This is a genomic window from Ralstonia sp. 1138 (assembly GCF_040544795.1).
Classification (GTDB): domain Bacteria; phylum Pseudomonadota; class Gammaproteobacteria; order Burkholderiales; family Burkholderiaceae; genus Ralstonia; species Ralstonia flatus.
On the sequence record NZ_JBEPKQ010000001.1, the window covers coordinates 292392 to 317979 of the forward strand.

The 25588-nt window shown below is 64.5% G+C and carries 21 protein-coding genes; 8 read left to right on the forward strand and 13 right to left on the reverse strand.

The window, feature by feature from the left end; genetic code table 11:
- Position 1 precedes the first annotated feature (1 nt).
- The 9 genes from ABIC76_RS01260 to ABIC76_RS01300 form a co-directional block, all read right to left on the reverse strand.
- The gene (locus ABIC76_RS01260) at positions 2-928 is read right to left on the reverse strand and encodes a type II secretion system F family protein (protein WP_354532704.1); all 927 of its coding nucleotides are present in this window, start codon (positions 926-928) and stop codon (positions 2-4) included.
- Positions 921-2276, reverse strand: coding sequence for a TadA family conjugal transfer-associated ATPase (locus tag ABIC76_RS01265; RefSeq protein ID WP_027679050.1), 1356 nt, complete (start codon positions 2274-2276; stop codon positions 921-923). Before ABIC76_RS01265 ends, ABIC76_RS01260 begins: the two co-directional genes overlap by 8 nt.
- Positions 2273-3616 (reverse strand): CpaE/TadZ family protein, encoded by a 1344-nt coding sequence (locus tag ABIC76_RS01270; protein ID WP_354532705.1) that lies wholly within the window; start codon positions 3614-3616, stop codon positions 2273-2275. The genes ABIC76_RS01265 and ABIC76_RS01270 overlap by 4 nt, the downstream gene beginning before the upstream one ends.
- A gap of 9 nt (positions 3617-3625) precedes the next feature.
- Positions 3626-4990: a type II and III secretion system protein family protein gene (locus tag ABIC76_RS01275; RefSeq protein ID WP_354532706.1), complete on the reverse strand. Its 1365-nt coding sequence runs from the start codon at positions 4988-4990 to the stop codon at positions 3626-3628.
- Positions 4983-5906 (reverse strand): Flp pilus assembly protein CpaB, encoded by a 924-nt coding sequence (cpaB, locus tag ABIC76_RS01280; RefSeq protein WP_354532707.1) that lies wholly within the window; start codon positions 5904-5906, stop codon positions 4983-4985. Before cpaB ends, ABIC76_RS01275 begins: the two co-directional genes overlap by 8 nt.
- A gap of 76 nt (positions 5907-5982) precedes the next feature.
- Positions 5983-6486 carry a TadE/TadG family type IV pilus assembly protein gene (locus ABIC76_RS01285; RefSeq protein ID WP_027679054.1) on the reverse strand — a complete coding sequence of 168 codons (504 nt, stop codon included), beginning with the start codon at positions 6484-6486 and terminating at the stop codon, positions 5983-5985.
- 62 nt (positions 6487-6548) lie between these two features.
- Positions 6549-7013, reverse strand: a complete 465-nt coding sequence (locus ABIC76_RS01290; RefSeq protein ID WP_027679055.1) for an A24 family peptidase — start codon at positions 7011-7013, stop codon at positions 6549-6551.
- 92 nt (positions 7014-7105) lie between these two features.
- Positions 7106-7285, reverse strand: coding sequence for a Flp family type IVb pilin (locus ABIC76_RS01295; protein WP_027679056.1), 180 nt, complete (start codon positions 7283-7285; stop codon positions 7106-7108).
- Between the two features lie 571 nt (positions 7286-7856).
- Positions 7857-8981, reverse strand: coding sequence for a collagen-like triple helix repeat-containing protein (locus ABIC76_RS01300; protein ID WP_354532708.1), 1125 nt, complete (start codon positions 8979-8981; stop codon positions 7857-7859).
- A gap of 489 nt (positions 8982-9470) precedes the next feature.
- On the opposite strand from ABIC76_RS01300, the gene ABIC76_RS01305 reads away from it, so the two are divergent.
- The 6 genes from ABIC76_RS01305 (at position 9471) to ABIC76_RS01330 (ending at position 17425) form a co-directional block, all read left to right on the forward strand.
- Complete coding sequence (locus ABIC76_RS01305; protein ID WP_354532709.1) at positions 9471-10970, forward strand: collagen-like triple helix repeat-containing protein; 1500 nt, start codon at positions 9471-9473, stop codon at positions 10968-10970.
- Between the two features lie 268 nt (positions 10971-11238).
- Positions 11239-12924 (forward strand): ShlB/FhaC/HecB family hemolysin secretion/activation protein, encoded by a 1686-nt coding sequence (locus ABIC76_RS01310; protein ID WP_354532710.1) that lies wholly within the window; start codon positions 11239-11241, stop codon positions 12922-12924.
- 131 nt (positions 12925-13055) lie between these two features.
- Entirely contained in the window at positions 13056-13226 is a 171-nt protein-coding gene (locus ABIC76_RS01315) for a hypothetical protein (protein ID WP_206274490.1), read from the forward strand.
- Positions 13204-14310, forward strand: a complete 1107-nt coding sequence (locus tag ABIC76_RS01320; RefSeq protein ID WP_354532711.1) for a helix-turn-helix transcriptional regulator — start codon at positions 13204-13206, stop codon at positions 14308-14310. The genes ABIC76_RS01315 and ABIC76_RS01320 overlap by 23 nt, the downstream gene beginning before the upstream one ends.
- Before the next feature lie 304 nt (positions 14311-14614).
- On the forward strand, positions 14615-16702 hold the full coding sequence (locus ABIC76_RS01325) for a putative bifunctional diguanylate cyclase/phosphodiesterase (RefSeq protein WP_354532712.1): 2088 nt from the start codon (positions 14615-14617) through the stop codon (positions 16700-16702).
- A gap of 414 nt (positions 16703-17116) precedes the next feature.
- Entirely contained in the window at positions 17117-17425 is a 309-nt protein-coding gene (locus ABIC76_RS01330) for an H-NS histone family protein (RefSeq protein ID WP_102066291.1), read from the forward strand.
- Between the two features lie 119 nt (positions 17426-17544).
- Here ABIC76_RS01330 and ABIC76_RS01335 read toward each other — a convergent pair whose 3' ends face one another.
- The 4 genes from ABIC76_RS01335 to ABIC76_RS01350 form a co-directional block, all read right to left on the reverse strand.
- Complete coding sequence (locus tag ABIC76_RS01335; protein WP_102066290.1) at positions 17545-19086, reverse strand: methyl-accepting chemotaxis protein; 1542 nt, start codon at positions 19084-19086, stop codon at positions 17545-17547.
- Between the two features lie 173 nt (positions 19087-19259).
- Positions 19260-20687, reverse strand: a complete 1428-nt coding sequence (locus ABIC76_RS01340; RefSeq protein WP_354532713.1) for a PAS domain-containing protein — start codon at positions 20685-20687, stop codon at positions 19260-19262.
- Between the two features lie 38 nt (positions 20688-20725).
- Entirely contained in the window at positions 20726-21751 is a 1026-nt protein-coding gene (galE, locus tag ABIC76_RS01345; protein ID WP_354532714.1) for a UDP-glucose 4-epimerase GalE, read from the reverse strand.
- Positions 21752-21919: 168 nt separating this feature from the next.
- Positions 21920-22900, reverse strand: coding sequence for a tyrosine-type recombinase/integrase (locus tag ABIC76_RS01350; protein WP_354532715.1), 981 nt, complete (start codon positions 22898-22900; stop codon positions 21920-21922).
- Between the two features lie 87 nt (positions 22901-22987).
- Here ABIC76_RS01350 and ABIC76_RS01355 point away from each other — a divergent pair, with 87 nt between their 5' ends.
- Entirely contained in the window at positions 22988-23194 is a 207-nt protein-coding gene (locus ABIC76_RS01355; protein WP_343548964.1) for a hypothetical protein, read from the forward strand.
- Between the two features lie 106 nt (positions 23195-23300).
- The gene (locus ABIC76_RS01360) at positions 23301-25367 is read left to right on the forward strand and encodes an oxidoreductase (protein ID WP_354532716.1); all 2067 of its coding nucleotides are present in this window, start codon (positions 23301-23303) and stop codon (positions 25365-25367) included.
- Positions 25368-25588: the final 221 nt, after the last annotated feature.

Consider the following 25588-nt stretch of genomic DNA (forward strand, 5'->3'; position numbering starts at 1 on the left):
CTTAGACCGATTTCGCCAATCTGGCGAGCATGACCGCACCGATGACTTCCATGCCGAAAGCCGTCAGGATCAGCGTTTCGCCAAACGGGTCGCGCCACATCGACATGATGTAAGCGGCGTTGAACATGATGATCACGCCCCCCACCACGACGGGCAGCAGCCCGATGATCCAGGCCGACAGGCGCGTCTCGGCCGACAGCGCAAACAGCTCCCGCTGCGCCTGCTGCCGATCACGCATGAACGCCGCCGTGCGCTCCATCACAATGTCTGCCCGGCCACCGTAGCGCAGCGACAGGCGCAACACCGACGACAGCAGGATCAGCTCATTGACGCGGTACTGCTGGCCGACCGTCAGTACGGCAGCGTCCAGATCCTTGCCCGCACGCTGCATCTGCGTGATGGCGATCAGGCAGTTGCGCAACGGTTGCTCGGTATTGGCGCTTGCGGCCTGGAACGCGGCCGGCACGGCGCTGCCGATACTCATCAGCCGCACTACGCCATCCAGGAAGCCCGGCAGTTGTTGCAGCAGGCGCTCGTTCATCTTGCGCGTGCGGTTCCAGAACAGGAACGCGACGATCAGCACGTACAACCCCAGCGCCGTCACCGCCGACACCACGCTCGACAACGCCCATACGACCAGCGCAATCGCGACGGCCGGCACGATCAGCAAGATGTAAAAGCGACGCGTCGGTTCGATATCGGCGCGGCGCAGCGCGTCGTTCCACACGCGGTGCAGTGAATCGGGCACGCTGGCCGGCGTGGCCTCCACATTCGGCTGGTAGCGGGCGTTGATCTGGTCGGTCTGTGCACGCACGAAACTGCGCGATGCCTCGCGCTCGCGACGGCGCACGGCCTCCGCCCACAGCATGAGCGACGCGCCCATCAGCAGCAGCGCCAGGCAACCGAACCAGAGCGTCATGCTAGACATGGAAACGGCCTCCGCCGCCGAACCCGGTCATGCCGCCGTCCATGCCACCGCCTTCGCTGTTGCGCAGGCGGGCGAGCTTGGGCGAATGCGGCTGCAGGCCCAGCGCCGTCCAGCGGTCGACTTCTTCGCCGTCCGGGCCGATGTAGGGTTCGTAGCGATACAGCTCCTGCGTCGAGATGATGTTGTCCCCCAGCCCCGTCACTTCCGTAATCGACAGGATGCGGCGCTTGCCGTTGGACAGCCGCCCGATCTGCACGATGAAATCGATGGCGTTGGTGATCTGCCGGCGCAGGCTCACCTCGCTGCCCTGGAAGCCCGCAAAGCCGGCCAGCATCTCGAGCCGATAGAGGCATTCGCGCGGGCTGCTGGCGTGAATGGTGCCCATCGAGCCGTCGTGGCCGGTGCTCATGGCCTGAAGCATTTCCAGCACCTCGCCGCCGCGCACTTCGCCCACGATGATGCGATCGGGCCGCATGCGCAGGCTGTTGCGCAGCAGCTCGCGAATCGTGACGACGCCCGTGCCCTCAAAGCCGCCCGGCCGGCTTTCCAGCCGCACCACGTGCGGGTGGTTGAGCGACAGCTCCGCCGTGTCTTCAATGGTGATGACCCGCTCGGTCGTTGGAATGTGATACGCCATCGCGTTGAGCAATGAAGTCTTGCCCGAACTCGTGCCGCCGCTGACCAGGATGTTGCAGCGCGCGCGCACAGCGGATTCGATCAGCGCGCCGATCTCTTCGCTCATCGTGCCCAGGCCGAGCAGATCTTCAGGCTTCAGCGGGTCTTTCCGGAACTTGCGGATCGACACGACCGGCCCTTCAAGGGCCAGCGGCGGAATGACCACGTTGATGCGGCCGCCGTCGGGCAGGCGCGCATCGACCATCGGGTTCGATTCATCCAGCCTGCGCCCGATCGGCGCGAGGATGCGGCGCACGATGCGCAGCAGGTGGTTGTTGTCGGCAAAACGCACCGGAATGCGCTCCAGAATGCCGTGCCGCGACACATAAACGTCGAGATGACCGTTGACGAGAATGTCTTCCACCGCCGGATCCGCGAGCAGGTCTTCGATCGGGCCGAAGCCGGCCAGCTCCTTCGTCAGCGCCTCGGCAATCTGCCGGATCTCCGTTTCGTTGACGGGGATGCGGCGCATGCGCGTAAAGCCTTCCACCTCCAGATCGACAAACCGTTGGATGGCCGTGCGCGACCAGCGGCCGAACTCGGCGCCAAGCTCTTCGATGCGCGTGAGCAGATGTTCGTGCGCGGCTTCCTTGATGTCCTGGAAGGCCTGCGAAACGGCAAACACGCCGTTGCCGGCGTCCGCCTGGTTGGAGAACTCGATGGGTTGTGTCATGTCGCGTTCCGTTCGGTGGTCCCGATGTCCAGTTCAGTGGCGTCTGCCGACTTGCGCTTGGAACGTCCGCCAAAGCGCCCGCCCAGTCGCGCACCCACGCCTGACACCCAACTCGAGACGCCTGAGGCGCGCTCGCTCTGCTGCGCATAACCCAGCGTCTGGGCGATCTGGGCAAGCGCGCGCACGTAGGTGTCGGTAGGGTGCGTTTCGGCCAGCATCGCGCCCTGGTTGGACGCAATCACCAGCGCTTCGCGGCGGTTCGGCACAGTCAGCACCGAGGGGATCTCCAACCGCTCCGCAATCTGTGCCGCGTCCAACGACAAGCGTGTATCGAACTTTGAAATGGTCAGGTGCAGGTGGTCGCGGTCAATTTCGCGCTTCTTGAGTTCCTGCATCAGCTCTGCGGCCGAGACGATGGCGCCCACACTCTGCTCGGTCACGAGCATCACGTCATCAGCGGCCTTGATGATCTGTGCGATGAAATCGATGTTGCCGAAACCGCCCAGGTCAACCACCTGCAGATCGAAGAACGTGCGCAAGCGGTTCAGCAGTCCGAGCGCCTCGGAGAACGAGATATCACGCATCTCCGCAAGCGAAATGGGCAGCGGCAGGACGGCCAGGCCGTTCGGATGACGCGACAGCGCGGTCTGCACGAACACCTGGTCGAAGCGGCGCAGGTTGCGCACGGCTTCAACAAAATGGAAGTTGGCCTGCACGTTCAGGTACAGCGCGCCATCACGCAGCGGCTGGCCGAGGTCGAGCAGCATCACATCGCTGGCGGAGGTGCGCCGCACCACGGTGGCGAGGTTGGTGGCCAACGTGGTGGCACCCACGCCAGGACGCGCGCCCAACACGGCCAGCACGCGCCCGCGGCGGGTCGGCTCGGCCGAAGCGCGCTCCGCCAGCAAACGACGCACCACGCGCACGGCTTCGGCCGGCGCGCCATCCACATCGACGAAATCCTTTACGCCGGCGCGCAAGGCGGCGAGCATCGCGCGGCCATCGGCAGCCGAGCCCACCGCCACCAGCGGCAGGCCCGGAAACAAACGCGTGAGTTGCGCAACAAGCTGCGTGGCCTCGTTGATTGCGTCGGTGCCCTCGCCCAGCTTCTGGTCCTGGTCGGGTACGTCGATCAGCGTGGGGGACGAGGCAAAGCGCACAAACACCACCTCGGGGTTCACGGCGCCAATCTGCTCGATGAACGCGTCGTGGCCCGTCGTCTCCGCCACCAGCACGCCCAGCTCCCGAATCGCCGCGGCCAGCCAGCGGTGCACGCCTGCCGACTGGGCGTCGACCTGCATGCCGCCACGCGCGCCGCCGTGCAGAAGGAAGTAATCCATGCCCGCCCCTTACTTCGAGAACCCGGGCATGGTGGCCGGATCTGCCACCCCCAGAGCAAACGGCCGCCATACCGGCTCGCCCGCGACATCACGATCCTGCCCGCCGCTTCGGCCCGGCAGCATCTTGTCGATCGGTGCATTGCGTGCCATCGGCTTGACCAGATGCGGCGTAACGATGATCACGAGTTCCCGCTCTTCCTGGTTGTAATTCAGCCGCTTGAAGAACGTCCCGATGATCGGCACGTCGCCCAGGAACGGAACCTTGTCGATGTTGGACAGCGTTGACCGGCTGACCAGGCCGCCGATGACAAAGCTCTCGCCATCGCCCAGTTCCACCGTTGTATCGGCCCGGCGCGTGACGATGGCCGGCACCGTCGCGCCATTGAGCGTGATGCCACGGCTGAAATCGAGATCGCTCGCTTCTGGTGCCACCTTCAGGGCAATGCGGTTTTCCGACAGGATCGTCGGCGACACCGTCAGCCCGATGCCGAACGGCTTGTATTCGATGGTGGTGGTCCCGAGGGCCTGCGGCACGGGAATCGGAATCTCGCCGCCGGCCAGGAAGTTGGCGCTCTGGCCCGACAGGGCCACGAGGCTTGGCTCGGCCAGCACACGCGCCATGCCGTTCGATTCCATCAGGCTCAGGTTGGCAAAGAGCCCCTTGCTGACCGACGAGACCAGCAGGTTGAACGCCGACCCGATGGGCATGGTCGATTCGGTCGTCAAGCCGTTGGAGCCGAACGTGACCTTGGAAAGCGACGACGGCGCAAAGGTGCGGAAATCGAAACCGCCGCGCGTACGGCCGAACGTGAACCCGGCTTCCTTGAGCACCGTCTTGCTGAACTCCACGACCCGCACGTCGACTTGCACCGTGCCCGGCACGTTCATCGAAGTGGTGTCGATGACGTTGCCCTCTTTCGGCTTTTCGGCGCCACTGGCCGCGGCGGCCGAGCGGCGCGCACGGCTCAGCGCATAGACATCCTTGGGCTGGCCCGACACGACGGCGGTATCGCCCTGCGCTACCACGGTCGGGTCCCCGGCCACTGGCGCAGCGGCGTCCACCTGCACGTTGTAGGTCGTCGCAACGCCGCCTTGCGTCCAGACCATCACGTTGGCCGCGCCCGGCTTCTTGGCGATGATCAGAACACTCGTGGCGGTGCCGCGCCCCTTGAGCAACAGCGCATCGGCAATCTCCGGGTTGCCGATGGCAATGCGCTCCAGCGGCTTGCCCAGGCGAATCTCGCGCTGGCTTCCCGTCAGCAGATGAAGCGTCTGGCCGGTCGGTTCTGTCTGGGCCCATGCGGTCGACACGAAGGCAGCGCAGCCCAACGCGAGTACGCCCATCCCACCGCGAACCATGGCGGCATCAGTCATGTTGTTCCTCACGTTTTCCTGCGCGGATGATCTCGATACCAGTGCCGGCGGTGCTGCTGCGCACCGTCGTGCGTGCTGCGGCAACGGCAGGCAGCGGCGGCTGCACAACCACGGGCCTGCGCGCCGAGCCCGTCAGGCTGGCCATCGACACGCCGGCTTGTGCAACGTCCATCGGGTTGCGGTTGGCGGCGGCCAGCAATGCGGCATCCTGTGGCTTGACGGTCGGTTCGGCGTCGTCGCCGGGGTTGCGCAGCGCCAGCAGCAGACGGCCGCTCTGATGGGCCATCGCCAATTGGCTGACCGCCTCCACCGGCACGGCCAGCACGGCCGTCTTGGCTTGATCGACCTTGCGTGTGACGTTGTTGCTCTCCGGCTGCTTCTGCGGCCCTTCGTTGACGGCCAGCGGGCCGAACGCCAGCACGCGCAGGTGCGGCAGCAGCAGGCGCGCCTGGCTGTCTTCGATCTCCTGGCCGTCCTTGCGCATCACGAGAAACACGTCGACGTAATCGCCAGGCATGACGCGGTTACCCACGCCGATCACCTCGTCCACGTTGATGGCCACCGCGCGCTGGCCGGCCTCGACCTGCTGAGCCAATCCGGCGGAGAGTTGCGATGCGATCAACGGCACACCCACGCCAATCGGCAGGACGGGTTCGCGCCCCACCACCTTGCTGACGTCCGAAAACGCATCCGTCGGGTTGATGGGCAACCGTTCGATGGCCACCTGGTCGGCGGTGATGGCCTTGCCCGCTTCCAGCGGCTTCACGGTAATCACCACGGGATATACGGTCTTGCCGTCTTGCTGCACGGCCACCGGCGCAGGCGCACGATGCGCGCTCTTCCACGCTACGGCGCCAAGAATGGCGGCAAGCAGGAGGAGTCCGGCGGCGAAAATCTGGAGATGTTTGCTGGTCATCTGGGCGGCCTGTCTAGGCAATCTTGGGTGCGATGTCAGGTGCGATCAATCAAGAGAATCAGCGAACCGGAAGGGCTTACGAACCCGCGACCAACTGCACGACGGCCGAGCCCGTCAGCGTGGCGGGTGCGGGCAGCAGGGGTATCGCAGGCAGCAGGGGGGTGTTGCCGGAAGTCACGGGCAAGGTCAGCACCACGCTCAGGCATTGCATGCCTGCCACGTTCTGGCAGTTCACCAGGGGTGTGCTGCTCTGATTGGTCTGGACCCGCGCGCTCAGCGAGGCAGGCAGTACCGAAGCAACCGCCGCATAGGCCGCGGCGACACGTTGGGTATTGGAAGGCTGATAGCGCAGCGCGGCGCGCGCGCCCTCTTCAGCCGCCAGCGTCAGCATCTGCTGCATGGCGAGGATCACGCCGTAGTACACGATGCTCAGCATGAGCACCAGCAGCACCGGCACGACCACGGCAAATTCAACAGAAGCCGCACCGCGGCTGTTGTGTCGCGCAAGCCGGCTGGCTACTGGCCTGCGCGTATCTGGGTGCAGGTATGCACCCTCCCGTTCCCATCGCAATGTCGGCATGGCCGACTCCTTTTTATAGGCTGGCCGCTTTGCGGCTCTTCTTCAATGCTTGAATCTTCCGGCTACATGCCCGGCAACCAGGGCATCCGCATCGTGGCGGGCACCCAAGGCAGGCTCAGCAATCCGATCGCCATATAGGCTGCATACGGAATACCTCGGCGTCCGGCCTGTGCGGCGTCCCAGCGCTCCAGCGCTGGGCACATGCGCATCGCGAGCCAGGCCGACGGCGATGACACATCAAACTGGCGCAGCATCAAGATTGCGAGCCCATGCAGCCCCGCGATAAGACTGGAGACCAGCCACACTGCGACGAGCCCGTGCCAGCCGGCCAGCAACCCGGCGACCGTGAAGAACTTGACGTCGCCCGCGCCCATCCAGCCCAACATGTAGAGCGGCAGAAAACAGGCGAATGCAATCACCCCGCCAAGCCAGAAGTCTTGCCAGTCATAGGCAAGTGCCTCGACCCCGCCCAGCTTGATCAGCACGATGGACAGCACCACGCCGGCAGCGACGAGCCAGTTCGGCACGCGCCGCGCGCGGAAGTCCCACGTAATAGCCAGAACTGCGAGAACTACGACACTCGCCCAGCCAGCGGTATCTGCCTGGCCGTACCAGCGGTCTAGCACGCGGTGTTGTTGTTGACGGCCTTGCAGATGTTCGTGAACACGGTGTTGAGCTGGGTGCCCAGTTTGCCGACGATGACCGTGATCGCTGCTGCGATCAGGCCCGCGATCATGCCGTACTCAACGGCAGTGGCACCTTGTTCGTCGCGAAGGAACTTCAGAACGGCGTTTTTCATGATTCTCTCTCCTGTTTGCACTCGCCCGCGGATGTGTTGATCTCGACCAGCTTTCGGCGCTCCAACCTTAGCCAGTTCATATTTGCTAATACCGGATAAAACGCATGGGGATTTACTGCGATGACACAAACAGCAAAATTTTCTTGCCGCCTGCGCCGTTCCGCTAATGGAACGAAATTCAAACCTCACCGAGCGTAATGTCCCGAACACGCCCGATGATCACCGCACACCCACCCCATGGGCATCTATTTTTTCCCGGCGTGTCACGTATGTCACGTAACACCCCGTAACAACTTTATAGGCGTGCGGCGCCGCAAACAAAATAACTCAACTGAGGTACTTGCCCCAAATTAGAGTGAAGTCTCTATTTAATTTTATTAAAGACGCGCCAACCCTCTGAAAGCTAATGGAAATCCCCTAATGAACCTCAGACCAAACTGATTATTTGGACGGGTTTCCCATTAATCCTCGGGGTCAGTCTGAACGCTCCCCATTTCTGTCTAGACAAAAAAAGGATGCGCGAGCGACGGGAACACGCCCGCGCACCTTCAAGAGCACAGACAGGTACTGCTCAGTGCGCCAGGCTGCCAACGCCGCCCAGCAAGTTGGTAATGGGAGCCAGTGGGCTGCCGCCCGAGGCTCCGCCGGCTGCGCTCGTCGCACCGCCCAACAGATTGGTCACAGGGGCCAGCGGGTTGCTGCCGCCGGCTGCGCCGCCCAGAAGGCCGGTCACGGGTGCCAGCGGATTCGAGCCGCCAGAGGCGCCGCCCAGCAACCCGGTCAGCGGGGCGAGCGGGTTGCTGCCGCCGGTGCTGCCGCCCACGCCGCCAAGCAGGCCGCCCAGCGGGTTGCTGCCGGCGGAGCCGCCGGCCGTGGTGACACCGCCGATTGCGGCGACGGTCGTGCCGACCGACGTCACGACCGGACCCAGGTTCGAGACCACCGGCACGCCCGTCCCGGTGATGGTGTTGCCCGCGCCGGCGACGCCGCCGCCTACTGTGCCCAACAGGTTGTTCAGAACCCCGCCCAAGCCGGTGGCATCGCCCACCATCTGCGTCGCCCCGCTGACTTGCGTGGTAACCGGCACGATGGCCGTGCTCAGCTGCTGCGTCACTTGCTGAACCGCGCCCGAGGACAGCGCGCTGCCCAGCAGCGTGCCGCCGCCAATCAGCGCCTGGCCGACCTGCTGAACGCCGCCGCCCACAGGCTGGGTGATCGGCGCCAGCGGCGCGCCCGAGCCCTGGCCGAGGCCCTGCACCAGCGAGCCGGCGCTCACCGTGGCCTGACCCAGATCCGTCACGACATTGCCGGTGCTGGCCACCGTCGTGCCGATCGGATTGGGGTTCTGGCCCATCTTGCCAATGCCGGTCTGGATGCCCAGACCGAGATCGCTGACAGCCTTGCCGGCGTTGTCCACCGTGCCGCCCAGCCCAGCCTTGGCTTGATCGGACAGGCCCGGAATGTTTGCGTTCTGAAGCGTCGAACCCAGGCTGCTGACCGCCTGGCCGGTCGCCACAACGGTGTTGCCCGTGCCGTTTGCGACCTTGCCGATGGGCGTCACGCCCGTCGTATCGTTCGGGCTCGGATTGGGCGAACTGCCCGAGCCGGAGCCTCCCGAAGAACAAGCCGCCAACATGAGAGCGGCAACAGCGCAGGCCAACGGCGCAACGCGAATGGAGTGTCGAATGTGAGTCATGGTCCGTCCCTTTCTTGGAATGATGTGTCTTGATGTCTGAGCTCGGTACTGCGGACTGCGGGCCACATTCTGCAAAGGGCATGCCAGGTGCATTAGAAACATGACTCGGATTTCGGAGACCGGCCTGTTTATTGGTTTTGTGGGCGATGCATCAGGTGTTACCCCACCCGCCAAACATAGTGTTACGCCATCAAAATCCGTGTTCTGGACGTTACGGCGTAACGTGACACGGAACATATTCGTTCCCAACATAACCCCGCAGGCAAACGTTTCACCCCCACTTTGGTAGGGTATGTAAATCACGCATTCTGGTTAATTTCCACAGTTTCTTCATTTTTATTGGGATAACGCGGGCAAATTCCGATACCTCATTACGCATTGCGTAATAATCAAGACATGGCACACCGTTTGCAGAGTCCGGCCACCTCACAGCGAGAGTGAGACATTTTCCTGCTGACTAAAGCGGACTTTTAAAACGGGAGATCCATCATGAATAAGAACATCAAGTGCCTGGCCGCCACCATGGCAAGCCTGTTGGTTTTGGGTGGTTGCGCCAGCTCCGGCTCCGGCGACCTCGGCAGCTCGCTGGGCGGTTCAAACGGCGGCGGCTCGAATAACAACGGTGGCGGTTCGACGCCGACGCCTTCCCCGGCTCCGTCCCCGTCCCCCTCGCCGTCGCCTTCCCCCTCGCCGTCTCCGTCGCCCTCCCCGAGCCCGACTCCGACCCCGGCACCCGCGCCGCTGACCCCGACCGGCGCTGTCCTCAACAATACGGGCGGCATTGTCACGAGCGTCGGCTCGACGGTGACCGGTCTTGGCAAGACGATCGAAACGGCGCCGCTGCCCTCGCAACTGAGCGGTGTGCAAAGCGGCTTGGGCGGCGTCGTCGAAAACGCCGGCGCGACGGTTTCGGCGCTGGGCACGGGCGTGCAGAACGGGCTGGGCAGCATCGGCCGCAACGCCAATCCGGTTGGCACCACGGTTTCCAGCCTCGGTAATGTGGTGTCCGGTGCCGGAAACACCGTCACGAGCGCCGGCACGCTGGTCAACAACCTGGGCACCGGCCCGCTGGCACCGCTGGCCCCGGTGACGACACCGCTGGCAGGCGTGGTCACGCAGATCGGCCAAGCCGTCGCCAACGGCGGCGGCACGCTGGGCACGGCCCTCTCGACCGGCCCCGTGGAACAACTTACGCAGCAACTGAGCACGGCCATCGTGCCGCTGACTTCGCAGGTCACCAGCGGTACGCAGACGCTGGGCGCGGCCACCGGCCTGGGTTCGCCGGTCAACACGCTGCTGGGTACGGTTGGCGGGGCCGTTGCCAAGGGCGGCACCACGCTCACCGCGGCGAATGTTCCGGTGGTCAGCGGTCTGGGTGGTGTGGTCACGGCCACGGGCAACACGGTCGCCGCGCTGGGCGGCGTGGTGTACTCGCCCACGGCATCGGGCGGCAACCCGCTGGCGCCGATCACCGGTCTGCTGGGCGGTCTCGGTGGCGCGACTGGCGGCAGCAACCCGCTCGCCCCGATTACCGGCGCACTGGGCGGTCTGGGTGGCACTGGCGGTACCAACCCGCTCGCTCCGATCACGGGCTTGCTCGGTGGTCTCGGCGGCGCGACAGGCGGCGGCAATCCGCTCGCGCCGATCACTGGTGCTCTCGGCGGCCTGGGTGGCGCAGGCGGCTCCAGCCCGCTCGCTCCGGTCACCGGTCTGCTGGGTGGCCTCGGCGGCCTCGGTGGCGCGACGGGTGGCTCCAGCCCGCTCGCCCCGATTACCGGCGCGCTCGGCGGCCTGGGTGGTGCAGCAGGCGGCGCCGGCAATCCGCTGGGCCCGGTCAGCGCAATCACGGCACCGGTTGGCACGGTGGTCACCACGGTGGGCACGGGCCTGACGTCGGCCGGTGCAGCAACGCCGCTGTCGCCGGTGACTGGCGCGGTGGGCGGCTTGCTGGGTACGGTTGGCGGCGTGCTGGGCGGCACGCACCACTGATCGAGCGTCCACGCAGCGGCGGACCGGCTACCACGCCGGCCCGCCGCTGTCGCGTTTCAAACAGACCATGCCGCGCAATGCGGCATGGTCATTGGGCTCGCTGGCACGCACCTGCGCACCATCGGTATCAACCTTGGCCGTTGCGTCGCGTGAACGCTCCCTCTATGTGTCTTGTTGTAAAGCACCATGTCTCGCGGTTATCGTTTGATCCAACGCGCGGCTGCACGGCTTCGCGACACCACAAACGAATACCACGGAGGAGACAGGCGTGCGGACCACCACCATGCGGTTGGCCCTGGCCACAGGCGTAGCACTGACCGGCCCGGCACTGAGCTGGGCGCAGAGCAGCCCGACCCAAGGCAACCCGATCGACACGCTTCCCAAGGTCGATACATCCCGTCCGCCCCAACAGAAAATCCAGGTCGAGGTCCAGCGGCCGAATCCCGCGCTGGAGAATCTGCTCGCTACGCACCTCACCCCGACCAAGTTCCAGATCGAAGGCGTCAAGACGCTGCCGTTTCCTGAGGTCGCCGCATATTTCGCACCGCTGGCCGGACACGACATCACGGTCGCGCAACTCCTGCAGGCCGCCAACGAGGTCACCAAGCTGTATGCCGACCGCGGTTTCCCGCTGTCGTTTGCCTTTGTGCCCGCACAAACGTTTGAAGGCGGCGTCGTGCGCGTTACCGTGGTCGAAGGCTATGTGGCGCGCATGCGGATCGAAGGGACACCCGGGCCGCTGGAAGGCCGCCTGCGCGACATCTCGCAGCGCCTGATGGATGAAAAGCCCTTGCGCCGCGAAACGTTCGAGCGCGTGACCGGCGTGCTGGCGCTGCAACCCGGTGTGCAGATCACCGCGACCGTGCAGCCGCCCACCACCACCGACGGCGCCAGCGAACTGGTGTTGAACGTGAAGCGCCAGCCGTACACCATCGGCACGGGCGTCGAATATCGCTCGCCGGGTGTGCGGGCCATCATCACGGGCACGCTGAACAGCGTGACGCCGCTGGGCGAGCAGATCACCGTGTCGACCCTGCAACCGCGCGGGTCGGATCACGAGACGTTCTACTCCGCCACGTGGGCACAGCCGATCGGCACCGATGGACTATTGGCGAAGCTGACGTGGTCGCACTATCGCGGCATGCCCGAGAATCTGCCGCTGGAACAACTGGGTTATCAATCGCGCTATCTGACGGACACGCAGCGGCTCGGTTTGTCATTGAGCTATCCGGTACTGCTGTCGAACAGCCGCAACCTCACGCTGACGGGCACCTTCTACGGCAACGACGACAAGCAGCGCTATACACCGCAAAACCCGGGCTTTGCGCAGACAGAGTTGGATACCAAAGTCCGCGTGGCCGGTGCCGAGGTTCTCTATACCGAAGTCAACCCGGGCGAGACCCGACGTGCGTCGTTGGGCTTGTACCAAGGCATCAACAGCTTGGGCGCCGGCAAGGGCGCCTCGGCCAACGCCAACAACAACGTCGACCTGAGCTTCCTGCGCACGCGCGTCACCGCCAGCGAAGCCCACGACTTGCCGCTGGGCTTTGGCGTGGTGGTGTCGGGGGCAGCGCAGTACAGCGGCGCGGTGCTTCCATCGTCGGAGCAGATCAGCTTTGGCGGACGCTTCTTCGGCCTGGCCTATCCGGCCGGCGAAGTGGCGGGTGACCGCGGCTGGGGCGCCTCGGTGGAAATCAACCGCGCGTTCCAGGTCTCGATGGATTATCTGAAGACCGTGCAGCCTTACGTGCTGTACGACACCGCAAAGGTCTATTCGAACGCCGGCACGCTGGTGCATGACCAGCTCGGTTCGATTGCGCTGGGCGTGCGCTTCTCCGATCGGAAGTACTACACGCTGGACCTGGCCATCGCGCGCCCCGTGGGCGACAAACCGATCAACTCCAGCTCCCGCAGCCTGCGGTTCAACGCTGCCTATACCTATCAGTTCAACTGACGCACGCTGGCATCGTGAACATGTGTAGGAATTTTTTATATTATTTATATTTTCAGCGCTGAAAGTCGCCCATACTCCCCTCTTAGGAGGGGGATACAGCACCGTCCGAATTTGGGAGCATCAGAAGCGGAATGTTAAGTTTTTCCAAAGAGTTGCCGATTACCACAGAAGTCGCGCAAAACAACAATAATCATTACAGCGACGGCGGCATCACGCCGCACCACGCCGACAGCAAGGGATTGCACTCTGAGCTGTCGCAAATACGCACCGGGGGCCATCATGCTGCAACGTCTATCGGATGACGCAGAGTTCCATCGACTCGTCGATACCATTTACGAGGCGGTACTTGAGCCTGCGCAGATGCCGATCGCCCTGGCCCTGCTCTCCGTCTACGCCGGCGCCGAAAGCGCTCACTATTTCGTCTGGGACAAGCACACCGACACGCCGCGTCATGGCGTTTCGTCGGGCTGGTGCCAGCACTGCCCGCAACCGGGCCACTGCAACGCCTTCTGCCAAGATCCGCAGCTGATCAGTGCCGCTGCTTCTGATGACAACGCTTCGGCGGCCGTCACCCTCATCGACACGCCCGACATGCGCGTCACGATGCGACTGCGCACGCGCGACGACGATGCATCGGAAGTGAGTGCGATGGAGCGCGAGTCGCGCCTGCAGCGCGTACTGCCCCACCTGCAGCGGGCCGCGCGCATGCAGCAGCGCAATCTCGAGCTGAACGAACTTGCCGCGGTCGGCATGGCCGGGCTGGATACGCTCGACTTTGGCGTGATGGTCATCGAACGCACCATGCGCGTGAAATACGCCAACGCGTGGGCGCGCACGATGACGGCAGAAGACGACCGTTTGTCGCTGGATGGCAGCATGTTGCACTCTGCCGACCACACGCACAACGCGGCGCTGCGCAACCTCATCGAACGCGCCGCCGGGTCGCTCGGCGTGCAAGGCGCGGCTGGTTCGTGGATGTATCTGGCGCGCGATGGGCGTCCGGTGCCTTTCATTGCCACCCCGCTTGCCCCCTCCGATGCGATGCGTTCAACGTGGGCTTCGCCGCTGGCGCTGGTGCTGGTCGGCAACTCCGAGACGCGCTCCGTCATGGACGCCGGCGTGCTCGCATCGCTCTTCGGACTGACCAACAAGGAATGCATCGTCGCTGCCCGGCTGGCTGCGGGCGAAACGCTGCAGGAAATTGCCGAGCGCGAATTCCTCTCGCTGCATACGGTGCGCGTGCACATCCGCGACATCCTGCGCAAGACCGGCACACATCGCCAGTCTGAACTTGTGCGCTTGCTGCATCTGCTGCCCAGCGTCGATCTGGAACGTGCGGGCGCCGCCACGCCGGCTTCACGTCGACGCGGCCGGCTGAATGCCTGACCTCACGGCCAACTTCCCGCCCCACCCCGCCTGACCACCGACGCCCAATCACGGGCGTCGGGCCATCCGCGTATACCCGGGTCACGTTTCCGCAATTTCTGCCGATCCCTCTAGAGAGGCGTGGCGCCGTCATGCCGGCTCGATACGAGACGGTTGCGGCGAATGATCCCGACACATTCTGTGAATAGCGCACAACAAACGCGCTTTTTCGCGGCCTGAAACGACAGGCTTTTGCGCTATCCTCGCCGCAAAACACAGACTAGGCGCCGGTCGTAGATCGGGGGGCCGCGCCGGATGCGCTCGCATGCATAACGATTTCCATATTGCGCTGCTGCTGTTTGCGTGGGTCAGCACGGGGCTGACCACGTTTGCCGCACTTGACGCTGCGACACGTCTGCCGGGGGGCTCGACGATCGCAAAACGCCGCAACTGGCGCATCGCCTGCGCGGCCATTCTTGGCATTGGGCTGTGGTCCGGGCTTTGGCTCGGCCAGCTTGGCCTGCATCGGCAGGTCGGCACACCCATATCCGCGCCGATTGCGGCGACGCTCATGACGGCGCTGGCAGCATCGCTGGCGGTCTTCTCCATTGTGTTGCCGGACTCGTCGCCTGCCAGCGGCGCACAGGTTCCGCAACGACGCAGCATTGCCATGGGCGCCGTGGCGCTGGGCATCGGGCTGCTGACGATGGAGCTGTATCTGACGCGCCCCTGGGTGCATGACGACGCCTTGTCCCTGCGCCGCACGCTGCTGGGCTGGGGCGGCGGCACGCTCGTCCTTGGCGCCGGCGTATGTCTGGCGGTGTGCATGGCGTTTCATATGCCGCCGGCGCAGCGTCGCGCCGCTGTCGGTTTGCGCGCGCGCGCCGCCGCCGTGCTGGCCACCACCGCCGTGCTGTCGCTCGTATTGTGGCCGTGTGCCGCGGCATGGCCAGCCGACGCTTCGATGACGCAGACCGTGCCAGTCATCATGCTCAGCGCCGGTGGCGTGCTGGTCGCGCTGGGCCTGCATGCGGTGCTGATGATGCTTGAAACCCGCATCGACTCGGCGCAGGCGCATCTGGAAGCATCGCTGGCGCGCGTGGCAAATCAGACGCCCCGGCCCCAGCTGCACGACACCCTGACCGGCCTGCCGAACCGCCTGCATCTGCGCGAGGCGCTCGAGGCCGCAATCCTGTCGTCCACGCGGCGCGGCCGACCATTTGCCCTCTTCTACCTGGACCTCGACAACTTCGGCCAGATCAACGACCAGTACGGCCGCAACGCCGGCGACCGCGTGCTGCAAATCATTGCCGAGCGACTGCGCCAGACCATTCGCGGCGAAGACACCGTCGCGCGCCTTGGCGGTGACGAATTCGGCATCCTCGTGGAAGGCTTGGCGCTGCCCGAGGCCGCAGCGACGATCGGCGACAAGCTGTTGTTCCGCCTGCGCGAATCGGTGGAAGTGGAAGGCCGGCGACTGCGCGCCACCGCCAGCATTGGCGTCGTTGTCCATCCGCACAACGGCGCCACCGCTGACGCGCTGCTCGAACATGCCGACACGGCCATGTTCGACTGCAAGCAGTCGACCGGCAACGCCTACCGCTTCTTCGAGCCGCGCCTGAACACCACTGCGCACCGTGTGCTGCAGATTCAACGCGCGCTTTCGCACGCGGCGCTCAACGGGCAACTCTCGGTGTATTACCAGCCGAAGTACGATGCGCGCACGCAAGCCATGACGGGTGCTGAAGCGCTCCTGCGCTGGAACCATCCGGAGCTGGGCCCGGTGTCGCCGGCGGAATTCATCCCGCTGGCCGAACGCACCGGCACCATCGTCGAACTGGGCGACTGGGTGGTCGAAGAAGTCTGCCGCCAGATCATGCATTGGGATGCCATCGGCATGCCGCCGCAGCGCATCGCCGTCAACCTCTCGCCGCGGCAATTCCAGCAGCCCGACCTCGTGCAGCGCCTGTCGCAGATCCTGCACCGCTATCAGGTGGCCGCGCATCGATTGATGTTCGAGATTACCGAGACAGCGGCCATGCGCGATGCCGGCCAGAGCATTGCCGCCATCCGCCAGATTCAGTCGCTCGGCTTTGAGGTCGCCATCGACGATTTCGGCACCGGTTATTCCAGCCTCAGTTATCTGCAGCGCTTCCGCGCCCAGCAGATCAAGATCGACCGCGCATTTGTCTCGGCGCTCGACGACAACCCGGCCGAGGCCGCGGCCATCATTCGCGCCATCTGCGCCATGGCGCACTCGCTGGACATGACCGTCGTGGCCGAGGGCGTCGAAACCGAAGCGCAAATGCAGGCCCTGGTGAATCTGCAGTGCGATCAGGTTCAGGGCTATCTGCTGGCACGTCCGCTGCCGGCCAAGGATTTCCAGGGTTTACTTGGGCCGCAGTACGCCTGAATAAGTGACATCGAATTAGGCGGCACAGAAAATGCGCCTTTTTGATGCATTCAACCGAACCTTTCGGGAACCTTTCACCTTCATATTTGGAAATATTTCGGCGACACGCGGATGCGATTGCCGAAGTAATGAAGTAGTCACATAAGAAAAAGCTGTGTTGGGATTGCGTTGGCTGCGCAGCGCGTTGATTTCAATACGGCCGAATGACTTTGTAATAGTTCATATGTTTACGACTTCGCCATCTCGCGCAAACACAGGCCCCATGCAGGTTTGCGCAAAGCGCGGTGCGGCAGAATATCCACGCCATTGACATGAGGTCTTAACGAAATTCATTTCTCACCTGCAAAGTCGTTATAATGCCCTGGGCTACGGGGAGCGTGCCCATGTTTCAATTGCAAAGTTGAGGAATCCATAATGCCGACTTACAAGGAAATTGTTCAGAAGATCTCTGAACTGCAGCGCCAGGCCGATGAACTCCGGGCAAATGAACAAGCGACGGTGATCGCTGAAATCAAGCACAAGATCGTGGAATACGGCCTGACCGCCGAAGACCTCGGTTTTGGTGCGAAGGGTGCCGTGGCCTCGAAAAAGGCCGGCCGCAAGGTGCCGGTGCGTTACCGCGACAACAATGGCAATACCTGGACGGGTCGTGGCAAGCGTCCGGGCTGGCTGGTCAAGGAACTGTCTGCGGGCCGGAAGATGGAGGATTTTCTGGTCGCCTGAACAGCGCCCTCCAGCGCAGCATTCCGAGCCCGCACAAAGAGGCGCGCCGGAAACCACAAAGAGAAAGGCCGGCGAATTCGCCGGCCTTTTGTATTTCTGCCTCGCAGAGATTCGCGCGGTTACGTCTGGAAGCGCCCCACCGCCGTGCGCAGCAATTGCGCCTGCTCTTCCAGCGACAGCGCAGCGGCCGCCGCCTGCTCCACGAGCGCGGCATTCTGCTGTGTGACTTCGTCCATCTGGTTCACAGCCAGATTGACCTGCTCGATGCCGGAGCTCTGCTCTTCAGACGCCGCAGAAATCTCGCCCATGATGTCCGTCACGCGCTTCACGGCAGTCACGACGTCCTGGATCACCACACCGGCCTCTTCCACCAGCGCCGACCCGTTCTGCACACGCCCCACGGAGTCCCCGATCAGCTCCTTGATCTCCTTGGCCGCGCTCGCTGAGCGCTGCGCCAGGCTGCGCACCTCGCCGGCCACCACGGCAAAGCCGCGACCCTGCTCGCCAGCGCGGGCAGCTTCAACAGCGGCGTTCAACGCGAGGATGTTGGTCTGGAAAGCGATGCCTTCGATCACCCCGATGATGTCGGCGATCTTCTTGCTGCTTTCGTTGATGCCCGACATGGTCTCGACCACACGACCGACCACCTCGCCGCCCTTGACCGCAATATCCGAGGCATTGACGGCCAGCGTGCTCGCCTGACGCGCGTTGTCGGCGTTCTGCTTCACGATGCTGGTCAGCTCTTCCATGCTCGACGCCGTTTCTTCCAGCGAAGACGCCTGCTGCTCCGTACGCTGCGACAGATCGGCATTGCCCGCGGCGATCTGCTTGGTCGCACTGGCAATGGAATCCGCCGAGTTCTTGATGTCGCTGATCGTGCCGGTCAGTTGCTGCTGCATCTCAGACATGGCGAAAAGCATGCTGTCCCGATCGCCCGGACGGGTCTGCACCCGCAACGCCAGATCACCTTTGGCAATGCGCGCAGCAATATCCGCGGCGTAGGCCGGCTCACCACCCAGCTGACGTTGCAGGCCGCGCGTGACCGACACCACCACCACGGTCATCAGCAGGCCAATACCAAACAACAAGCCCAGCGATTGGATCAAAGACGTGCGAAACGCCGCATCCACATCGTCGATATACAGCCCCGTCGTCATCGACCAATCCCACGGCTCGTAGTACGAAACGTAGGTCAGCTTCGGCTCGGCCTTGTCGCTGCCGGGTTTGGGCCACAGATAGCGGACGAACCCGCCACCAGCCTTGGCCGTCTGCGCGATGTCCACGAACAAATGCTTGCCTTCCGGATCGGTTGCGCCAGACATGTTCTTGCCGACCATCTCGGGCTTGATCGGATGCATGACCGACACGGTGTCGGTTCTCGACAGCGAAAAATAGCCGTCGCTGCCGTACCGCATGTCTTTGAGGCGCGCGATGGACTGGGCCTTGGCCTCGTCCACCGTCATCTTGCCCTCCTGCGCCAGCTGGGCGTATTCCTTGATGACGCTGAACGCCGTCGCACTGACGTTCTGGAGGTCGCGTTGCCGCTCCTCCATCCGCACAGTGCGCGCCCCCCAGGCACTCCACAATGTGATGACAAGCAGGCACAGCCAACTCAGGACAAGCGGCAGCCACAGCTTCTGACGAAGCGTGAGTCGATTCATCTTCCTTCCCTCCAAGCGTTTTCTTGTGTCCGCAAGGCACAGGTGCATCGCGGCGCTCCCCTGGCGCGATTACACGCGCTCTGTTTGGGGTATCGAACGCGGGGAGGGAAAACTTGAGTAGGGCATGTACCCAGGAAGACGCTGTCGACCGTAAAAGGCAGGAGAAAGAGACTTCAACGCAACGCGTTGGGATTGATGCTTGGGAGTGCGCCGCCGCTGGCCGGCGCAGGCGCAGCTGTCGGCGCGGATTGAGCCGGGACAGCCTCGGCCGCAGCAGAATCGATCGGCGACCACGACTCCCACAAGCCATGGCGACGCAGCGTTTCGGGCGCTTGCGCAACGGTTGAAGAAGCTGGCGCGGCAACTTCTGCCTCGACCACCTTCATGACCTTGACGGCCATCTCGATATGCGACCCGGCCATTCGCACGGCGTTGCCGCCGGCGTCGCGCACGGCGACACCGTGCGCAGCCATCAGGCGATAGTTGCCATCCTTGTGCCGCATCCGGAATTCCGCCACGTACGCCGGCGAGTTGCCGTCAACATGCGCCTGGATGCGATTGAGCACCATGGGCAGATCATCCGGATGCACCAGTCGGAGATATTCGCTGGTGCTCGGGCCGATTTCCTTGAGCGTGTAGCCGAGCATGGCCGCAAAGCGCGTGGAGAACTGCGCGGCACGGGTCACCAGGTCGAACTCCCACAGGCCCACGTCTGCACCGTCCAACAGCAGTTGATGGCGCGCAACGAGTTCGGCTTCGCGGCGGCGGTAGCTCTGCTCGAGGTCGTTGAGTGCCTGAACGGTTTCCTTGCGCAGACGAATTTCGCGGGCAGCGATGGCGGCCGCGGTGTCGCCCGTGGCGCGATCCCGATAACCCAGCAGCAAAGCCGCGAGCACCGTCGCAACCGCCCCTACCACCAGCAGCAACTGCAGCCCTGCCGGCGCATTGGCGGGCATGGCGGGGAACGTCGAAAACGAACCCGCAAGCGACGCCGTGTAGACCGCGTCCGCCGTCAACGCGGTGCCGAACAGCACGCTCACAAACAGGCTCACGCCCGGGCGACGCACCGCCACGCCCGTCGCGCCTGACCGCGCGGACAGCGCAAACTGCAGCGCCGCCGCGCACGCCACCGCCGACAAGACAATGACGATAGCGAGCAGCCCTGCGTCTTCCCATGCGGTGGTGCTGAAGCTCGTTACACCGGCCAACAGCAACACCGCCACCGGCCCACTCACGCTCAGCAGTACACCCAGCGAAAGCGCACGCACCATGCCCGCACGGCCGCCGAGGACGCACCACAGCGCCGCAACGGCCAGGCTCCAGCAGAACGAAGCCAGCGTCATCACAAGCACGGCGGTGTCTTCGTGCAGCGGCCAACGGGCAAGCAGCGGCAGCAGCGGCACGGCCCACAGCCCGATCGCGGCAAACAGCGCTGTCATGACCAGCGGCACGCGCGTGCGCGACGCGGTAGCGCTGCGCAAGTCATCGAGCAAACGCAATAGCAAGCTGCCCGCACCGCAGGCCACGACAAATGGCAGCAATGCAGGCAACAACGCATGCGCCAGCGTATTGACCAGGTCAGCGATCAACGCCTCATCCACGACGGGGCGTCTCCTGTGGGTTCGAGCCGTTCGATGAATCAGCCACGGGTTTGAAAGCCGTCCGGATTCATGCTCTGCCAGCGCCACGAGTCTTCACACATGCGCTCGATGCCGTATTGCGCGCGCCACCCCAGCAGCGACGCCGCCAGTGCCGGATCGGCATAGCACGCTGCAATATCGCCGGGGCGGCGGTCCACGATCTGATACGGGACGGGCTTGCCGCTGGCGCGCTTGTAGGCCTCCACCACTTCCAGAACCGAATACCCGCGGCCCGTGCCGAGGTTGACGGTAAAGCCGCGGCCATCGCGACGCAGTGTGTCGAGCGCCGACAGGTGCCCGCGCGCAAGGTCCACCACGTGGATGTAGTCGCGCACGCCAGTGCCGTCAGGCGTTGGCCAATCACCGCCGTAAATGGACAGCTTCTCGCGCTTGCCCACCGCCACCTGTGCCACATACGGCATCAGGTTGTTGGGAATGCCGCGCGGGTCCTCGCCGATCAGGCCGCTGTGATGCGCGCCCACCGGATTGAAATAACGCAGGTAAGCGATCTGCCACGCCGCATTGGAAAGCTCCAGATCGCGCAGCACTTGCTCGCCCATCACCTTGGTCTGGCCGTACGGGTTGGTGGCCGAGAGCGGAAACGATTCGGTGATCGGCACGGTATGCGGGTTGCCATACACCGTTGCCGACGAGCTGAACACCAGCTGGCGCACATTCGCATGCGCCATGGCGGCACACAGCGTCACCAAGCCACCCATGTTGTTGTCGTAGTAGGCCAGCGGCTTTTGGACCGATTCGCCGACCGACTTGAGCGCCGCGAAGTGGATGACCGCCGAGATGCGCGAGCTGGCAAAGAGGTCGTCGAGCAGGCGGCGGTCACGTACGTCGCCTTGCACGAACTTCGGCGTCTTGGCGGTGATCTGCTCGATGCGCGACAGCACGGTCGAGCTGCTGTTGCAGAGATTGTCGAGACCGATCACCTGGTAGCCCGCATCCAGCAGTTCAACCCAGGTGTGCGAGGCGATGTAGCCGGTGGCGCCGGTCAGCAGAATGGTTTCTGTCATGGGGTGCGAGGTATCGAGGAAGGAGAGAGCTAGCGTGCCGGTTTGAACCGGGCATCGTCGTTCTACGCTGCGCCGACCCGCTTCGCAGCGCGTAAAACAGCGCGATCATAGCAAAGCCTGCCAACCGCTTGCGGGCGGTTTACAGCCTGTGTTGCACAAAAATCGGAACTACGGCTGGCGGTCCGGATGGGCGGCCGCCTGCCACTCAGCATAGGCCGCGCGCAACCGCCATGCCGAGGTCGCATCGCGCAGGCCCAGCGCGTACCCCACCTCAGCAGGGTCCGCGCCAGCGTCGAACAGCGCTGCCGTGTAGCCGTTGCGCAGCGTCTGCGGCGAGAGCCGTTCGCTGCGGTGCAACAACGCCGGCAGCGCAGCGAGCCAAGCCTCAACGCGCCGGTAGACCGACGCTGCGTGCATCACGCGTCCGCTGGCGTCGGCAACGAACACGCGCTCGCCCGGCACCTCGGCGTGTGCGCGCACCGCCAGCCACGCAGCCAGCGCGGGGCGCGCGGCTTCAAGCACCGGGGCATGGTAAGACGGGCCGCGCGGGCGCTCGACGGTGATCGTCTCCAGCGCCTCATCCACTTGGCGGAGCAGCAGCGATTGCACCTGCGCGACCTTCAGCCCCGCTCCATGGCAAACCGCGACGAGTGCGCGGTCGCGCGCCAGCTTGAATGCGCTGGCATTCGCAGCGGCCTCGCTGGCCTGCGCGCCGACCTCCAATGAAGCCTCGATCGCCGCGCGCTCAGCGGCCGACAGGAATGTGGTCGGGTCGTTCTCGCCCTCGGCCAGCTTCTGCTGGACCGCGGAGCTTGCGGGGTTATGTGTGCCCGTGCGTTGTTGCTCGATCTGATGAAAGACGCGCTCGATCAAACGCGCGTAGCGATATCGATGCAGCTTGGTCAGGCCCGATTCGTCGAGAAAGGCTGCGATGTCGGCGGCACTCCAGTCGGCCAACGCGCGTTGGTGCGACTCGGCCCAGCGCAGCCACTTGCGCCACATCGCGCGATACACCGTCGCCGACGATTCGCGATAGCCGCGTGCGGCGAGCCAGTGTTCGAAGGCTTGGGCGGGCTGCTCGGTCCAGTCTTGCAGGCTGGGCTGGAACAGGTCCGGAACGGGCGTGGCGGGCGGCGTGAATGCGGTCACTGCGGCAGCGGAAATACAGAAAGACGGGGAGTGGGCGAACCGGGGGGCAGGCAATTCGCGTATCCTGCCGAGCGTAACACGCAGCTCATGTATCCCATTGCGGACCTCATCGTGAAGAAAACCGACCTCGAAAAACTCAAGGGCCTCAAGATCGCCAATAACCTCAAGCGCGACAGCCAGCGCACCGGCAAGCCCGGCCAGGGCAGCGGCAAGGCCGTTCCCCAGAACAAGCTGCTGAAAGCGCTGCTCGGCAAGCCGGCTGAAGACGACGCGAAAAAGTCGGGAAAATCCTGACGCGCAGTCCACACATCTAGAGCCCCGCCCTGTTGTTCCAACGGGCGCTTGGGTGCTACCGTCCGGCGCGTTTCCACATCATCGCAGCGCCTGCCCTGCGCCGGACATGCCCGCCTCCACGCCCTCCTCGTCCTACTCCTCCTCGCCGTACCCCCACCTGCTCCAGCCGCTCGACCTTGGCTTCACCACGCTCAAGAACCGCGTGCTGATGGGGTCGATGCACACCGGGCTGGAAGACGGCAACCACTTCGACCGGCTGGCCGCCTACTTTGCCGAGCGCGCACGCGGCGATGTCGGGCTGATGGTCACGGGCGGATTCGCGCCCAACATTGCCGGTTGGACGAAGCCGTTTGCCGGGCGCCTGGCCACCCGTGGCGCAGTCCGCCGCCATCGCACGGTCACCAACGCCGTGCATGAGGAAGGCGGCAAGATCGCCCTGCAGATCCTGCATACCGGCCGCTATGGCTATCACCCGCTTGCGGTGGCGCCCACGGCGTTGCGCTCGCCCATCAGCCCCTTCACGCCGCGCGAGTTGTCCGCACGCGGTATCGAGCGCCAGATCCGCGCCTTCGTCCGGTGCGCGCAACTGGCCCGCGAAGCCGGCTACGACGGCGTCGAGATCATGGGTTCCGAGGGCTACTTCATCAACCAGTTTCTCGTCACGCACACCAACAAGCGCACGGACGACTGGGGCGGCAGCTACGCCAACCGCATGCGCCTGCCCGTGGAAATCGTGCAGCGCACGCGCGAGGCAGTCGGCAAGGACTTCATCATCATCTACCGCCTGTCGATGATCGACCTGATTCCGGACGGCAGCTCGTGGGAGGAGGTCGTGCAGCTCGCCAAGGCCGTGGAGCGCGCGGGCGCGACCATCATCAATACGGGCATCGGCTGGCACGAGGCGCGCATCCCGACCATTGCGACGAGCGTGCCGCGCGCAGCGTTTGCGTGGGTCACGAAAAAGATGAAGGGCGAGGTGGGCATTCCGCTCGTAACGTCCAACCGCATCAACACGCCCGAGGTGGCCGAGGCCGTGCTGGCTGACGGGTGCGCCGACATGGTGTCGATGGCGCGACCGCTGCTGGCCGATGCCGATTTCGTTCGCAAGGCCGCCACGAATCGCGCGCAGGACATCAACACCTGCATCGCTTGCAACCAGGCGTGCCTGGACCACGCGTTCAAGGCCAAGATTGCGAGTTGCCTCGTCAACCCGCGCGCGTGCCATGAGACCGAACTCGTCATCCGACCGACGCCTGCCAAGCGCCGCTTTGCGGTGGTGGGCGCCGGGCCTGCGGGGCTGTCCGCTGCCATTACGCTGGCCGAGCGCGGGCACGCCGTGGACCTGTTCGACGCAGCACCGGAACTCGGCGGCCAGTTGAACATGGCCAAGACGATCCCGGGCAAGGAAGAATTTCACGAGATGCTGCGCTACTTCACGCGCCGCGTCGAAGCCACGGGCGTGACGCTGCGCCTGGGTACGCGTGTGGATGCACAGCAGCTGCTCGCGGCCAACTACGACGAGATCATCATTGCGACGGGCGTGTCGCCGCGCAACCCGAAGATCCCGGGGCAAGACCATCCGAGCGTGCTGTCGTACATCGATGTGCTGCGCCACCGCAAGCCGGTCGGCAAGCGCGTGGCGATTGTTGGCGCTGGCGGCATCGGCTTTGACGTGGCGGAATTCCTCGCGCTCGACGGCCATTCGCCCACGCTCGATCTACAGACGTGGCGTGCCGAATGGGGCGTGGGGGACCCGACCCAAGTGCGCGGCGGCGTGGATGGCATCCGCCCCGAACCGCAAACACCCGCGCGCGACATCGTCCTGCTGCAGCGGCGCGCCGGCAAACTCGGCGGCGGGCTGGGCAAGACCACCGGCTGGATCCACCGCACCAGCCTGAAGAACCTGGGCGTGCGCATGGTGGGCGGCGTCAACTACGAACGCATCGGCGACGAAGGCCTGCTCGTGAGCTACGGCGAAAAACGCGAAGCCGCCGAATGGCTGCCGGTCGATTCCATCGTGCTGTGTGCAGGGCAAGAACCGCTGCGCGAACTGGTTGAGCCGTTGCAGGCCGGCGGTGCAAAGGTGCATGTCATCGGCGGCGCAGACGAGGCGCTCGAACTGGACGCCAAGCGCGCCATCGATCAGGGCACGCGCCTGGCTGCATCGCTGTAACTGAGGCTTGCCCGCGTGGCGCGTTGCATGAAAAAACTCAGCGTTCGCTTCATGTTTCGCGCTTTCAATGAGAGTTAAAAAAATAGACGCATGAAAGCGCTGTCCTGCGCTTGCTGAAGTGCGTGCCGTGACCTTAGATGCCATTGCGCAAGCCGCTCCACCGGCCATCGGGCCGCGGTAGCACGCAATAGGAAGCGGCACGCCTTGCAGTGGGGTGGGAC